The organism is Arthrobacter sp. R3-55, assembly GCF_054161505.1.
In genome coordinates, this window is sequence record NZ_CP096423.1 from 2,054,261 (window position 1) to 2,069,160 (window position 14,900).

Consider the following 14,900-nt stretch of genomic DNA (forward strand, 5'->3'; position numbering starts at 1 on the left):
ATTGGTTATATGTTGCGTTGGTTGACTGCCGGTGAATCCCATGGTCCGGCCCTGATCGGAATTATTGAAGGCGTGCCCGCCGGTGTTGAGCTCACCAGCGCGCAGATCCGCGATGCCCTGGCGCGTCGTCGCCTTGGCTATGGACGTGGTGCCCGCATGAAGTTCGAGCAGGACGAGGTCACCATCATGGGTGGCGTGCGGCACGGCCTGACCCAGGGTGGGCCTGTGGCCATCCAGGTGGGTAACACTGAGTGGCCAAAGTGGGAGCAGATCATGTCTGCCGACCCCGTGGACCCCGAGGTCCTTGCCGACCAAGCCCGCAACGCACCTTTGACCCGGCCGCGTCCGGGGCACGCAGATTTCACCGGCATGCAGAAGTACGGCTTCGATGAAGCACGGCCGGTTCTTGAGCGCGCCAGTGCCCGGGAGACGGCTACGCGCGTGGCCCTTGGAACCGTCGCGGCGCAGTTCCTCAAGCAGTTGGGCGTGGAGCTGGTGAGCCACACGGTTTCCATAGCCAGCGTGACTGTTCCCGAGGGCCGTCCCTTGCCCTTGCCCCAGGATGTCCTGGCGCTCGACGCCGACCCCCTGCGCTGCTTTGATCGTGAGATCTCGGATGCCATGGTCGCTGAGGTGGACGCAGCTCACAAGGAAGGCGAAACCCTCGGCGGTGTCGTCGAGGTACTGGCCTACGGACTTCCGCCTGGTCTGGGCAGCTACGTGCACTGGGACCGCCGCCTTGATTCCCGTCTCGCAGCCGCGCTGATGGGCATCCAAGCCATCAAGGGCGTGGAAGTTGGTGACGGCTTCCTGACCGCGGCCCGCCGTGGATCAGCTGCCCATGACGAGATCCTCAAGGACGGGAACGGCAAGATCGTTCGTCAGACCAACCGGGCCGGTGGCATTGAAGGCGGAATGAGCATCGGCGAAGTCCTCCGCGTCCGAGCGGCCATGAAGCCGATTGCCACGGTGCCGCGCGCCCTGCGGACCATTGATGTCAGCACCGGTGAGCCTGCAAAGGCCCACCACCAGCGGTCGGACGTTTGTGCGGTGCCCGCGGCCGGTGTTGTCGCTGAAGCAATGGTTGCACTTGTCCTGGCTGAAGCCGTCGCCGAGAAATTCGGTGGCGACTCCGTCGCCGAAACCCAGCGAAACCTGCAGAGCTACCTCGACAACATCCCGGCCACCTTGGACTCGGTCGGCCGGTAGTGGTCCGCGTCATCCTGGATGGTCTTCCCGGCCGTCCCGTTGTTCTGGTGGGGCCCATGGCTGTTGGCAAATCCGCCATCGGCCAGCAGTTGGCGCTGCAACTCGGTCTGCCGTTCGTGGACACCGACGCCGTGGTGGTGGCTGCCCACGGCAGTATCGCGGATATTTTCGCCGGACGCGGAGAGCATGCCTTCCGTGAGATTGAGGCCCGCGCAGTGGCGAAGTCCATTGAGAACGCCAAGGTCCAACCCGCCATTATTTCCTTGGGCGGGGGAGCGGTCCTGGACTCCGGAACCCAGCAACTGCTGGGGGAGTGCACCGTGGTTTATCTCGAGTGTGACGCGGAGACTGTAGCTGACAGGATCGCGCGGAACACAGGCCGGCCATTGCTGAAAGGTAATGCAATGACGCGGTGGGAAGCACTGTTTGCCACAAGGCGTCCGGTCTACGAACGCCTCGCAAACATCGTCATGGACGTCCGAACGGGATCCGTGGCCGAAATCGGCCTCCAGTTGGAGGAGCGGCTGCGCCAGCATGCAGCCTTGAAAGAGGAAGTTGAAAAGTGAGTAACGAAGCAACTGTCATCAAGGTGACCGGCCAATCCGCCCACGAAAACTACGACGTCGTAGTGGGGCGCGGCCTGTTGTCCACCCTTCCCGAAAAGCTGGGGGAACGGGTCCGACGTGTGCTTGTCATTCATCCCCGGGCCCTTCGCCTGACGGGCGATACCGTTCGCGATGAGCTGGAAACAGCTGGTTTCACCGCCCTGACGGCCGAAATTCCGGATGCGGAAGAAGGCAAGCACATCCAGGTTGCCGCTTTCTGCTGGCAAGTCCTGGGCCAGAATGATTTCACCCGCTCTGACGCCATTGTGGCGGTCGGGGGCGGCGCAGTGACAGACCTTGCAGGCTTCGTGGCGGCCACCTGGCTTCGTGGCGTGAAGGTCATTCACATGCCCACGAGCCTTTTGGGCATGGTGGACGCCTCTGTGGGCGGAAAGACCGGCATCAATACTGCCGAGGGCAAGAACCTCGTGGGATCCTTCCACCCGCCGGCTGCTGTTCTGGCAGACTTGGACACCCTTCAGACGCTGCCCAAGAACGAGCTTATTTCCGGTATGGCTGAGGTCATCAAGTGCGGGTTCATTGCCGATCCCGCTATCCTGGACCTGATCGAGAAGAACACTGACGCCGTGATGGACCCGGCCTCTGACGTTGTCCGCGAACTCATTGAGCGGGCCATCACGGTCAAGGCGGATGTCGTTTCGCAGGACCTCAAGGAATCCGGACTTCGCGAAATCCTGAATTATGGACACACGCTGGGCCATGCCATTGAACTGGTGGAGCGCTACTCGTGGCGCCATGGCGCCGCTGTCTCAGTGGGCATGATGTTCGCGGCGGAGTTGTCCCGGAGCGTAGGACGGTTGTCGGATGTCGACGCTGATCGGCACCGAACCATCCTGGAAAGCCTCGGATTGCCGATCACTTACCGCCGTGACCGGTGGCAGGGTTTGCTCGATGGCATGCGCCGTGACAAGAAGTCCCGTGGCGACCTTTTGCGCTTTGTTGTCCTTGACGGAGTGGCCAAGCCGGGCATCCTGGACGTTCCCGATACCTCCCTGCTGTTTGCTGCCTATCAGGAAATCGCATCATGAGTGTGGCTGTGCGTGAAGGCGTTAGTGATTGGCCAACTGCCGGGTTCCCGGGTGTCAGGACTAATCCGGATACCCTGCTGCCGGTGATTGTCAACGAGGACGTCATGGAGACGGCTCTTGCCGCTTCCGACGACCCTGCAGACCGCATCATGGCCTTGCTGCTCGAAAACCACCCCAATGAGGCAGCCGAGCTGTTGGCTGAGGCCCGCTATAAGGATCCTGAGTCGTTCCGGCTGAGGATTTTCGAAGCCGAAGTCCACCGGGCCACCAACAGGCTTGACCGCGCCATACAGTTGTTCCGCCACCTTTTGCAGGATGTCCAGGGCAGCCCGAAGGAAGCGATCGTCCGCCAGTATCTGGGCCGGGCATACTTCGTCAGCGGCAACGCTTTGGCTGCATCCGAAGAGTTCGCCAAGGCGCTGGACCTTCGGGTTGCCATGGCCGCTGATGCTTCCCTGATCTATTCCTCCGCGGTCGCCCTCCAGAGGGCGCGGAATGTGCTGGAACTCGCTTCTTGAACCTCTTGGAAACACCGCCCGCAAGCCTTCGAGGGATTTGCCGGTAGAATGGTTCTTGGATTTTTGATAAATACGCGCTGGCGGGCCGATTGGCACGCCTGCTTGGCATAGATAGCTGGCAGCTAGAACCAGTGCGATAACCAGAGGATACGAGTGGCAACCACAAACGACATCAAGAACGGGACCGTACTGAAGCTCGAGGGCCAGCTCTGGAACATCATCGAGTTCCAGCACGTCAAGCCTGGCAAGGGCGGCGCCTTTGTCCGCACCAAGATGCGCAACGTCATGTCCGGCAAGGTGGTCGATAAGACCTTCAACGCCGGCCTCAAGATCGAAACCGCTACGGTTGACCGCCGCGATTACCAGTACCTGTACCAGGACGGCGAAGACTTCGTCTTCATGGACACCCAGGACTACGACCAAATCACCGTGTCCGGTGCCACTGTAGGCGATGCCACCAACTTCATGCTCGAAAACCAGATGGTCAACATTGCCATCCACGAGGGCACCCCGCTGTACATTGAACTGCCCCCGAGCGTTGTCCTCGAAATCACCTACACTGAGCCGGGCCTTCAGGGCGACCGCTCCTCCGCCGGCACCAAGCCGGCCACCGTTGAAACCGGCTATGAGATCCAGGTTCCGCTGTTCGTTGAGCAGGGCACCAAGGTCAAGGTCGATACCCGCGATGGCAGCTACCTGGGCCGGGTCAACGACTAGTGAGCGCCCGCGGTAAAGCCCGTAGCAGGGCACTTGAAGTACTTTTCGAGGCAGAGCAGCGCTCCGTTTCGGCTTTCGACGCCATGACGGCGCGCCGGGAGAAGACCGACCTGATCATCAACCCTTACACGGTGGAAATCGTTGAAGGCGTTGTCTCGATGCAGGCGACCATCGACGAGTTCCTGGAGACGTACGCCCAGGGCTGGACGCTGGAGCGGATGCCCTCGGTTGATCGCATCATTCTTCGGATCGGCGCCTGGGAGCTCCTCTACAATGACGAAGTTCCGGACGGCGTAGCCGTCAGCGAAGCCGTGGCCCTGGCCAAGACGATGTCCACGGACGAGTCCCCGGCGTTCATCAATGGACTCCTGGGCCGGCTCCAGAAGCTCAAGCCGTCACTTCTGGCATAGGTGTATGCCTGACCTGAAGGCAAAGGACCCGCTTCACAGGAAACTGTGAAAGCGGGTCCTTTTTGCCCTTACTGTAGAACTGCAGCCCGTAGGCCCGGGATGCTGCGCAGATGGTCAAGTTCGTCCTGCTGGTGAAGGTGGACGTCGCGGCCGCTGAGTATCCGTTGCCGGGTGAACGCCAATGCCGTGGCCCCCTTGATGAAGGACTTCATCTGCCGGCCCCGCCCCCGCGAGGAAGCCCAGCGGACCGCTTGCCGCCTGCCCCGGGACGTGGCCAGCATCTCCACTTCAGCTGGAGTAAACCAGCCCGCGCGCGCATACTCAAGGAGCCGTTGACGGGTGAGCTTTCCCTCCGCGAGCCGGAGGAGAATGATGCCGACGGCGGCAACCAGGAAAATCGGCACCTGCACCACGAAGTACTCCAGCAAGAAGTTCTGGCCCATGCTGTTCCAGCGGTTATGCAGGAACATGGCAGGCAACAAGCCGATGAAGAATGCCAGGACGGCATAGCCGGTGTGCCACCGCCGGGCAGCGAACCCCATGATCAGGCCCGTGGTGCCCGTGAACACGGCGTGGGCGAAGGGCGACATAACGCCGCGGAGGATGAAGATACGGACAAGGTCTGTCCCGGGGTCGGTGGAGGAGGCAATTTCGCGTCCGAAGTACAGGATGTTCTCCGTGAAGGCGAACCCGGCGGCAATGGTGAAGGCGAACACCACGCCGTCCACCGGACCGTCAAAATACTTTCGTGCGGCCAGGATCAACACCAGCAAACCCAGTGACTTGGTAAATTCCTCCACGATGGGTGCCTGGACCGTTGCCATGAAATAGGTGAAGGCTTCTTCGCTGCTGGTGGGCGCGGCAAGGGCGAAGAGCGGTTGGATGAGCAGGGTCCCGGCAATCGACACAGCAGCGCCCCAGGTGAAGGCGAACCAGAGAAGCCTCTTTGGCTCCGGCTCCCAGCGGTCAATCAGTCGCACCGTCAGCAGAACCACCGACAACGGAATCAATGAGGCAATGAAGCCGATCACAAACCCTGTCACGCCCGTGTTACCCAACAGGAAGGGGAGCACTAGCATCAGGCTTGCAAGGGCAAGTACGCCTCCAACAATCAGCAGGGGCAGTGTGCCCAGGGACCGCCGGCTTCGCGGTGCAGGCGGGTGGGCCCAGGTTTGCCGCGGGAGGGTCATCGGATTGCCTGGAGCGGGCTGGTAATTGCCTGGCTGCACCCGTCCGATCCAGGTAGGGTTGGCGCCAGGTTCCAGGTACGGCCGTGGATATGGTTGTCCGCCGGGTTGCCCGTGGTGGTTCATGGTCATGGGCAAGAGCCTATTCCACAGCGTGCAGTGTGAGCTTAAACTCACCAGCCTGGTCATTCTTCGGTGAGGTGGCAGATGGCCTCTGTGGTAGCTTGGAAAAGCAAATATTCCTTTTTTAATTCCGTCCCGTGAGGCGGGGAAAGGGGAGACGAGCGAATGACTGAAGTCACTTCATCGCACGTGCCGTCGCGGGTTGTCCTCAACCAGGCGGACATTGATCGTGCGCTCACTCGTATCGCCCACGAGATCCTTGAAGCCAACAAAGGCTCGCAGGACTTGGTTCTCCTGGGCATTCCCAGCCGCGGCTATCCACTGGCCGTTCGGCTCGCCCACAAGATCGCAGCTGCCGATCCCTCGGTCAACGCCGAAGCCATGGTGGGCCAACTTGATGTCACCATGTTCCGTGACGACCTCTCCCACCAGCCCACCCGGCCCCCACGCCACACGCGCCTGCCGTTGTCAGGGATCGACAACAAAGTGGTTGTCCTGATTGACGACGTCCTGTATTCGGGCCGCACCATCCGCGCGGCACTTGATGCCCTGGTGGACCTTGGCCGTCCGCGGATTGTCCGTTTGGCCGTGCTGGTGGACAGGGGCCACCGTGAGCTCCCCATCCGCGCAGATCACGTGGGGAAAAATCTCCCCACCTCTTCGTCGGAAAAAGTCCGCGTCCACCTCGAGGAGATCGACCTCGTTGACGGTGTTCCTGTCAACGAAGTAGTCATCGAGGCCGGTCAATGAAGCACCTTCTTTCCACCGAAAACCTGAGCGCCTTCGATGCCATCCGCGTCCTGGACACGGCTGAAGAGATGTCCGCCGTGGGCGAGCGTGAAGTGAAGAAACTGCCTGCACTGCGTGGCCGTACCGTGGTGAACCTCTTCTTCGAAGACTCCACCCGCACCCGTATTTCCTTTGAGGCCGCGGCCAAGCGCCTTTCAGCCGATGTGATCAACTTCGCCGCCAAGGGATCCTCGGTGTCCAAGGGCGAATCCCTGAAGGACACTGCGCAGACACTGGCGGCAATGGGCGCGGATGCAGTGGTCATCCGCCACTGGGCATCCGGCGCCCCGCACCGGCTTGCTGCCACGGACTGGATCGATGCCGCCGTCATCAATGCAGGAGACGGCACCCATGAGCATCCAACACAGGCGCTCCTGGACGCTTTCACCATGCGTCGGCACTGGTCCAAGGTCAACGGCATCGAGTCCACCGGTGCCGATCTCAAAGGTATGCGGGTAGCGATCGCGGGGGATGTCCTGCATTCCCGTGTAGCCCGGTCCAACGTCTGGCTCCTGAAGACCCTGGGCGCCGAGGTTACTTTGGTGGCGCCACCCACGCTGCTGCCGATCGGCGTCGAGCATTGGCCCTGCAAGGTCAGCTACGACCTTGACCGGACGCTGGAAGCGGGCATCGACGCCATGATGATGCTGCGTGTCCAAGGTGAGCGCATGAACGCCTCGTTCTTCCCCTCAACCCGCGAGTACTCGCGGCGCTGGGGCTTCGACGACGCCAGGCTCCGCACCCTGGATGAACTGGGCATGAAAGACACCATCATCATGCACCCCGGCCCCATGAACCGGGGACTGGAGATTTCCTCGGCCGCCGCCGATTCGCCGCGTTCCACCGTGCTCGCACAGGTGCGTAACGGTGTTTCGGTCCGTATGGCCGCTCTTTACCTGCTGCTCTCCGGGGACTCCCGCGAAGCGGCCTCGAACATAAGCCAGTCCAGCAAGGAGACCAACTGATGGCCGAGAACACTTACCTGATTCGTGGGGCTGCCATCCTGGGCGGCGAAGCTGAAGACCTTTTGATCCGTGACGGCGTCATCGAAGCACGCGGCAAGGACCTCTCAACTGACGGCGCAACTGTCATTGACGCCAAGGGCCTCATTGCCCTGCCCGGCATGGTGGATGTCCACACCCACTTGCGCGAACCCGGCCGCGAAGACGCCGAGACAGTGGAAACCGGCACCCGCGCTGCTGCTTTGGGTGGCTTCACTGCTGTCCATGCCATGGCCAACAGCAATCCTGTTGCGGACACCGCAGGCGTCGTTGAGCAGGTGCATAGCCTGGGCCGCGCGTCGGGGTGGGTGGATGTGCGCCCCGTCGGAGCAGTGACCGTTGGCTTGGCCGGGGAGCAGCTCGCAGAGCTCGGCGCCATGGCGGACTCCCGTGCCCAGGTCCGGATGTTCTCCGACGACGGCATTTGCGTCCACGATCCCGTCCTCATGCGGCGGGCCTTGGAATACGTGAAAGCGTTCGACGGCGTGGTGGCCCAGCACGCGCAGGAACCGCGCCTGACCGCCGGGGCACAGATGAACGAGGGCACAGTCTCGGCCGTACTCGGACTGACCGGCTGGCCGGCCGTTGCCGAGGAAAGCATCATCGCCCGTGACGTCCTGCTGGCCCAGCATGTGGGATCCCGCCTCCACGTCTGCCACGTCTCCACCGCTGGATCCGTGGAAATCGTGCGCTGGGCCAAGGCACGGGGAATCAACGTCACTGCCGAAGTTACCCCGCACCACCTGCTCCTGACCGATGAACTGGTCCGCAGCTACGATCCCGTCTACAAGGTCAATCCGCCGCTTCGTACCGATGCTGACGTGCAGGCTCTCCGCGAGGGCCTGGCCGATGGCACCATCGACGTCGTGGGAACTGACCACGCCCCGCACCCCAGCGAGCACAAGGAATGTGAGTGGGCGCAGGCCGCAATGGGCATGACCGGCTTGGAAACCGCGTTGTCGGTAGTCCAGGAGACCATGATCGAAACCGGCCTCATGACCTGGGCGGACTTCGCCAGGGTCACCTCATTCACGCCTGCTGTGATCGGCCGCCTCGCTGACCAGGGGCGTCCGCTGGAGGTTGGCGAACCCGCCAATGTCATCCTGGTGGACCCGGCTGCGCGTTGGACGGTCGATCCCCATAAAATGGCAACCATGGGCCGCAATTCACCGTTCAAGGGCAAGGAGCTGCCCGGATCAGTGGTGGCAACATTCTTCAAGGGCCACCCCACTGTGCTCGATGGCCGGCTTAACACGCCGTACAGGTACCCGGCGGTCAGCAGCAACTGATGGACAACCAAACACTGACCGTGCTAATCACGGTGCCGTTGATCATCGTCGTCCTGGTGATGATCTGGCTGGGATGGCGCAACCGGCTGAGGCGACAGGCCGACGTCGAGCGCCTTCCCGAGGTGCCGCAGCAGCTGACCCCGGCCAGCGTCGTCGCGGACGGCCAATACGTGGCCACCACCACGGCGGGCGACTGGCTTGACCGCATCGCAGCGCAGGGCCTGGGTATCCGGACCAACGCGGAACTGAGCATCCACGCAGAAGGTGTGCTGTTCGACCGTCCCGGTGCGTCCCCGGTGTTCATTCCCCGCACCGCCCTGTTGGACAGTCGTGAAGCCACCGGAATGGCAGGGAAATTCGTCGAAAAGGACGGACTCCTGGTCATCAACTGGAAGCTCGGCGCCAGGGAGCTCGACACCGGATTCCGTTCCAGGCATGCAAGCGACAAACAGCTCCTCCTCGAAGCCCTCCAAGAATTGATCTCCGCAGCCCCTCAGGCAGATGCCGATAGTGGAAAGTAATAAAGTGACGGATAGTAAAGCAGCCACCACGCCCACCCCCTCAGCAGCAGTACTTGTGCTCGAAGACGGCCGCATGTTCCGCGGCCGCAGCTACGGAGCCCAGGGAACCGCTCTCGGTGAGGCCGTCTTCGCCACCGGCATGACCGGCTACCAGGAGACCATCACCGACCCCTCCTACGCACGTCAGCTGGTGGTCCAGACCGCGCCGCACATCGGCAACACCGGCGTCAACAGCGAAGACGCTGAATCCCGCCGTATCTGGGTTGCCGGATACATCGTGCGTGACGCCGCCCGCCGCCCCTCCAACTGGCGCTCTGAACGCAGCCTCGATGACGAACTGGTGGAACAGGGGATCGTTGGTATCCAGGGCGTAGACACCCGGGCCATCACCCGTCACCTCCGCGAGCACAAGACCATGCGCGCGGGTATTTTCTCCGGCGAGGCCGCCCAGGCCACCGACAAGGAGTTGCTGGAGACCGTCCTGGCCAGCGAGCCGATGGAAGGTGCGGCGCTGGCTGAGGAAGTTTCCATCGATGAGGCCTACGTTGTGGAACCCAAGGACCACGGCTGGGAAGGCGAGCCGCGTTTCTCCATCGCGGCCGTTGACCTTGGCATCAAGGCAATGACTCCTGTGCGCTTCGCGGAACGAGGCGTGCGGGTGCACGTCCTGCCTGCAACGTCCACGCTCGAGGATGTCAACGCGGTCAAGCCGGACGGTTTCTTCATGTCCAACGGACCCGGGGACCCGGCTACGGCAGACCACCAGGTTTCCCTGCTGCGCTCGGTGCTGGACGAGAAACTCCCGTACTTCGGCATCTGCTTCGGCAACCAGATCCTGGGCCGCGCCCTGGGCTTTGGCACCTACAAGCTCCGTTACGGCCACCGCGGCATCAACCAGCCCGTCATGGACCGCCGGACCGGAAAGGTGGAGATCACCTCGCAGAACCACGGCTTCGCCGTTGACGCCCCGTTGAACGGTTCCACCGTAGCGCCGGAAGAGCGCTTCGGCCGCGTGGAAGTCAGCCACGTCTCCTTGAACGACGACGTCGTTGAAGGACTCGCCTGCCTCGACATCCCGGCGTTCTCGGTCCAGTACCACCCCGAAGCCGCAGCCGGACCGCACGATGCCGCCTACCTCTTCGACCGCTTCATCGACCTCATGGCCGATACCAAGTCCAAGGCCACAGCTGCCGACTCCACCGACTCCAAGACTGAGGACACGAAGTAATGCCCAAGCGTACAGATCTCAAGAGCGTCCTTGTCATCGGATCCGGCCCCATCGTCATCGGCCAGGCCGCCGAGTTCGACTACTCCGGTACCCAGGCGCTTCGCGTCCTGAAGGAGGAAGGCCTGCGGGTCATCCTGGTGAACTCCAACCCGGCCACCATCATGACGGACCCGGAGTTCGCTGATGCCACCTATGTTGAGCCCATCACTCCCGAGGTGGTGGAGAAGATCATCGCCAAGGAGCGTCCGGACGCCATCCTGCCCACCCTTGGTGGCCAGACTGCCTTGAACACAGCCATCGCGTTGGACAAGAACGGTGTGCTGGAGAAGTACAACGTGGAACTCATCGGCGCCAACATTGCCGCCATTGAGCTCGGTGAAGACCGCGAGAAATTCAAGGGCGTGGTGGAACGCTGCGGTGCGGAGTCCGCACGAAGCCACATCATCCACACCATGGAAGAGGCCTTCGCTGCTGCCGAGGACCTCGGCTACCCCATGGTGGTCCGTCCGTCCTTCACCATGGGTGGCCTGGGCTCAGGCCTGGCTTACAACGAGGACGACCTCCGGCGCATTGTCGGCCAGGGCCTCCAGTACAGCCCCACCACCGAGGTCCTGCTCGAAGAGAGCATCCTTGGCTGGAAGGAATACGAGCTGGAAATGATGCGCGACAAGAACGACAACGTCGTTGTTGTCTGCTCCATCGAGAACTTCGATCCCGTGGGCGTCCACACCGGTGACTCCATCACTGTTGCCCCGGCACTGACGCTCACCGACCGCGAATACCAGAAGCTCCGCGATGTCTCCATCGCCGTGATCCGCGAAGTTGGCGTTGACACCGGCGGCTGCAACATCCAGTTCGCCATTGATCCGGCTACGGGCCGCGTAGTGGTCATCGAAATGAACCCGCGTGTTTCGCGCTCGTCCGCGCTGGCGTCGAAGGCCACGGGCTTCGCCATTGCCAAGATCGCCACCAAGCTCTCCCTCGGTTACACCCTGGATGAGATTCCGAACGACATCACGCAGAAGACGCCTGCCTCCTTCGAGCCCACGTTGGACTACGTCGTGGTCAAGGTTCCGCGCTTTGCCTTCGAGAAGTTCCCGGCGGCGGACAACACGCTGACCACCACCATGAAGTCTGTTGGCGAAGCCATGGCCATGGGCCGCAACTTCACCGAAGCCCTGCAGAAGGCCCTTCGCTCGTTGGAGCAGAAGGGGTCGCAGCTGGACTTCAGCTCCGTGCCGGAGTACGAGGTTGCCGAGCTCATTGAGAAGGCCAAGCGTCCCACCACGGACCGCCTGCACCAAGTACAGCGCGCGCTCCTGGGCGGAGCCACGGTGGAAGACCTCTTCGAAGCCACCAAGATCGACCCCTGGTTCCTGGACCAGCTCCAGCTCCTTAACGAGACAGCGCAGGAGATCCGCAAGGCCGGAGTGCTTACCGAAGAAATGCTGCGCAATGCCAAGCGCCACGGCTTCTCAGACGAGCAAATCGGTGCCTTGACGCACAACAACGAGGCCGTGGTCCGGGGCGTCCGCCAGGCTTTGGGCATTCGTCCGGTCTACAAGACGGTGGATACTTGCGCCGCTGAGTTCGCCGCCTACACCCCGTACCACTACTCCTCCTATGACGAGGAAGACGAAGTGGGCCTGCACGCCAAGCCCTCGGTCATCATCCTGGGCTCAGGACCGAACCGCATCGGCCAGGGCATCGAATTCGATTACTCCTGCGTCCACGCCTCCATGGCGCTGCGCAAGGCCGGTTACGAGACCGTCATGGTCAACTGCAACCCCGAGACCGTCTCCACGGACTACGACGTTTCCACGCGCCTTTACTTCGAGCCGTTGACCCTCGAGGACGTCCTCGAGGTCATCGCCGCGGAGGAGCGCACTGGTGGCGTCATGGGTGTCTTCGTCCAGCTCGGTGGCCAGACTCCGCTGAAGCTGGCGCAGCAGCTCGCCGACGCCGGTGTCCCGATCCTTGGCACCTCGCCCGAAGCGATCGACCTCGCAGAGCACCGCGGCGCCTTTGCCCGGGTCCTGGATGAAGCCGGCCTGACCTCCCCGAAGAACGGCACCGCCGTTTCCTTCGAAGATGCCAAGAAGATCGCCGACGAGATCGGTTACCCCGTGCTGGTCCGCCCGTCCTACGTTCTGGGCGGCCGTGGCATGGAGATCGTCTATGACGAAGCGAACCTTTCCCGCTATATCGCCAACGCCACGGAGATCACCCCGGACCACCCGGTGCTGATTGACCGCTTCCTTGAGGACGCCGTCGAGATCGACGTTGACGCGCTCTTCGACGGCACTGACATGTACCTCGGCGGCATCATGGAACACATCGAAGAAGCCGGCATCCACTCCGGCGACTCCGCGTGCGTCCTTCCCCCGATCACCTTGGGCAACAACGTGATCGAGCGCGTGCGCACCGCAACCCGGGCCATTGCCGAAGGCGTGGGCGTCCGCGGCCTGATCAACATCCAGTTCGCGCTGGCCTCCGACGTCCTGTATGTGCTCGAAGCCAACCCGCGTGCTTCCCGCACGGTCCCCTTCGTCTCCAAGGCAACGGGTGTGCAGATGGCCAAGGCGGCAGCCCTGATCGGCACCGGCGTGACCATTAACCAGCTCCGCGGCGCCTACAAGATGCTGCCGGAAACCGGTGACGGCTCCACCTTGCCGTTGGATGCACCGGTTGCCGTGAAGGAAGCTGTGCTGCCGTTCAGCCGCTTCCGCACGCCCGAAGGCAAGGTTGTGGACTCCCTCCTCGGCCCGGAAATGCGTTCCACCGGTGAAGTCATGGGCATCGACAAGCACTTCGATACCGCTTTCGCCAAGAGCCAGGCTGCTGCGAACAACGCGCTGCCCACCGAAGGCAAGATCTTCGTTTCGGTAGCCAACCGTGACAAGCGTTCGGTGATCATGGGCGTCAAGCGCCTCTCGGACCTCGGTTTTGAGATCGTCTCCACCGGTGGCACCGCTGATGTCCTGCGCCGCAACGGCATCCAGGCCACTCCGGTCCGCAAGGTGGCCGAAGGCAGCAGCGCCGAAGGCGAAGGCACCATCGCTGACCTGGTGATCGCAGGTGAGATCGACATGGTCTTCAACACTCCGTCCGGCGGCGAAGCACGCAGTGACGGATACGAACTACGGGCCGCAGCAACGTCCATCGGCATTCCCTGCATCACCACCGTGGCCGAGTTCAACGCAGCAGTGCAGGCCATCGAGGCACTGCGCACCTATGAATGGTCGGTCACGAGCCTGCAGGAGCACGCCGCCAACCTCTCAGCAGCAATGGAAGCAGCCAATGCCTGAGTCTGCTTCATCCCGGCAGGGTCAGCAGCCGGCCCGGGAGTCTTTTGGCTCCCGGCTGGCTGCGGCCATGGCCGCGCGCGGTCCGCTCTGCGTCGGAATCGATCCGCACCCGCAGCTGCTGGCTGATTGGGGACTGAACGACGACGCCGCAGGGCTGGAGCGTTTTTCGCTGGCAGTGGTGGAGGCCGTGGCTTCCCTCGCTGCCGCGGTCAAGCCGCAGGTGGCACTCTATGAGCGTCACGGCTCCGCCGGCATGGCGGTCCTGGAGCGCACCCTGGCCGCGTCCGCTGAGGCAGGCGTGCTGAGCATTGCCGACGCCAAGCGCGGGGACATCGGCTCCACCATGGCTGCCTACGCGGACGCCTGGCTGCGGGATGGTTCTTCCCTGGCTGCGGACTCCGTGACCCTGAGCCCCTACCTGGGCTTCGAGTCGCTGCGTCCGGCGTTGGACCTCGCTGCCCAGCACGGCAGGGGAGTGTTCGTGCTGGCACTGACATCGAACCCTGAGGGGCAGTCTGTCCAGCACGTTGGCGGAAGGGATTCGGTGGCCCGCAGGATTGCCGCTGCAGCCGCCGCGGAGAATCAGCGTTACAGCGGGGCCCTTGGTTCTGTTGGCCTGGTGGTGGGGGCCACCATCGGTTCTGCATTGGATGACTTGGATATCGATCTTGGACCGGTGCGCGGTGCCATCCTGGCTCCCGGGCTTGGTGCCCAGGGTGCTACTCCTGCTGACCTTCGGGCGACGTTCGGTGCTGCCTATCCCACGGTGCTGGCCACCTCCAGCCGTGGGATCCTGGCCGCGGGTCCATCGTTGGCGGCACTTCGCTCCGCAACCGAGGAAACGCTGGCCGGGCTGCGCGAAGACTAAGTTGCCCACCCTCATTGCGCAAGCGCGCCCCTGCCGGTAGGTTCAGGATCAGTCCGCGTGATCTGGATCACAATCGCG

At 62.8% G+C, this 14,900-nt stretch carries 14 protein-coding genes; 13 read left to right on the top strand and 1 reads right to left on the bottom strand.

Translation table 11 applies throughout. The features are described 5' to 3' along the window. Positions 1-9: 9 nt before the first annotated feature. From aroC to nusB, 6 genes are all read left to right on the top strand, one after another. Complete coding sequence (gene aroC, locus M1D51_RS09630; protein ID WP_458109321.1) at positions 10-1,209, top strand: chorismate synthase; 1,200 nt, start codon at positions 10-12, stop codon at positions 1,207-1,209. Positions 1,210-1,265: 56 nt separating this feature from the next. Next, positions 1,266-1,775, top strand: coding sequence for a shikimate kinase (locus M1D51_RS09635; RefSeq protein ID WP_458109322.1), 510 nt, complete (start codon positions 1,266-1,268; stop codon positions 1,773-1,775). Further along, complete coding sequence (aroB, locus tag M1D51_RS09640; protein ID WP_458109323.1) at positions 1,772-2,863, top strand: 3-dehydroquinate synthase; 1,092 nt, start codon at positions 1,772-1,774, stop codon at positions 2,861-2,863. Before M1D51_RS09635 ends, aroB begins: the two co-directional genes overlap by 4 nt. Further along, on the top strand, positions 2,860-3,381 hold the full coding sequence (locus M1D51_RS09645; protein ID WP_172324005.1) for a tetratricopeptide repeat protein: 522 nt from the start codon (positions 2,860-2,862) through the stop codon (positions 3,379-3,381). The genes aroB and M1D51_RS09645 overlap by 4 nt, the downstream gene beginning before the upstream one ends. 153 nt (positions 3,382-3,534) lie before the next feature. Further along, positions 3,535-4,098 (top strand): elongation factor P, encoded by a 564-nt coding sequence (gene efp, locus M1D51_RS09650; RefSeq protein WP_011774957.1) that lies wholly within the window; start codon positions 3,535-3,537, stop codon positions 4,096-4,098. Then, positions 4,098-4,508 carry a transcription antitermination factor NusB gene (nusB, locus tag M1D51_RS09655; protein WP_172324006.1) on the top strand — a complete coding sequence of 137 codons (411 nt, stop codon included), beginning with the start codon at positions 4,098-4,100 and terminating at the stop codon, positions 4,506-4,508. The genes efp and nusB overlap by 1 nt, the downstream gene beginning before the upstream one ends. A 68-nt stretch (positions 4,509-4,576) precedes the next feature. Here nusB and M1D51_RS09660 read toward each other — a convergent pair whose 3' ends face one another. Then, positions 4,577-5,827 carry a PrsW family intramembrane metalloprotease gene (locus M1D51_RS09660; protein WP_216659909.1) on the bottom strand — a complete coding sequence of 417 codons (1,251 nt, stop codon included), beginning with the start codon at positions 5,825-5,827 and terminating at the stop codon, positions 4,577-4,579. Positions 5,828-5,983: 156 nt separating this feature from the next. Between M1D51_RS09660 and pyrR the strand changes: the two genes are divergently transcribed. The 7 genes from pyrR to pyrF are packed head-to-tail and all read left to right on the top strand — an operon-like array spanning position 5,984 to position 14,822. Beyond that, positions 5,984-6,568 carry a bifunctional pyr operon transcriptional regulator/uracil phosphoribosyltransferase PyrR gene (gene pyrR / locus M1D51_RS09665; protein ID WP_172324008.1) on the top strand — a complete coding sequence of 195 codons (585 nt, stop codon included), beginning with the start codon at positions 5,984-5,986 and terminating at the stop codon, positions 6,566-6,568. Next, entirely contained in the window at positions 6,565-7,572 is a 1,008-nt protein-coding gene (locus M1D51_RS09670) for an aspartate carbamoyltransferase catalytic subunit (protein WP_458109324.1), read from the top strand. Before pyrR ends, M1D51_RS09670 begins: the two co-directional genes overlap by 4 nt. After that, positions 7,572-8,897: a dihydroorotase gene (locus tag M1D51_RS09675; RefSeq protein WP_458109325.1), complete on the top strand. Its 1,326-nt coding sequence runs from the start codon at positions 7,572-7,574 to the stop codon at positions 8,895-8,897. Before M1D51_RS09670 ends, M1D51_RS09675 begins: the two co-directional genes overlap by 1 nt. Continuing rightward, positions 8,897-9,418, top strand: a complete 522-nt coding sequence (locus M1D51_RS09680; RefSeq protein ID WP_458109326.1) for a PH-like domain-containing protein — start codon at positions 8,897-8,899, stop codon at positions 9,416-9,418. The genes M1D51_RS09675 and M1D51_RS09680 overlap by 1 nt, the downstream gene beginning before the upstream one ends. Further along, entirely contained in the window at positions 9,399-10,646 is a 1,248-nt protein-coding gene (carA, locus tag M1D51_RS09685; RefSeq protein ID WP_458109327.1) for a glutamine-hydrolyzing carbamoyl-phosphate synthase small subunit, read from the top strand. The genes M1D51_RS09680 and carA overlap by 20 nt, the downstream gene beginning before the upstream one ends. After that, entirely contained in the window at positions 10,646-13,954 is a 3,309-nt protein-coding gene (gene carB / locus M1D51_RS09690; RefSeq protein WP_011774949.1) for a carbamoyl-phosphate synthase large subunit, read from the top strand. Before carA ends, carB begins: the two co-directional genes overlap by 1 nt. After that, positions 13,947-14,822: an orotidine-5'-phosphate decarboxylase gene (gene pyrF / locus M1D51_RS09695; RefSeq protein WP_458109328.1), complete on the top strand. Its 876-nt coding sequence runs from the start codon at positions 13,947-13,949 to the stop codon at positions 14,820-14,822. Before carB ends, pyrF begins: the two co-directional genes overlap by 8 nt. Positions 14,823-14,900: the final 78 nt, after the last annotated feature.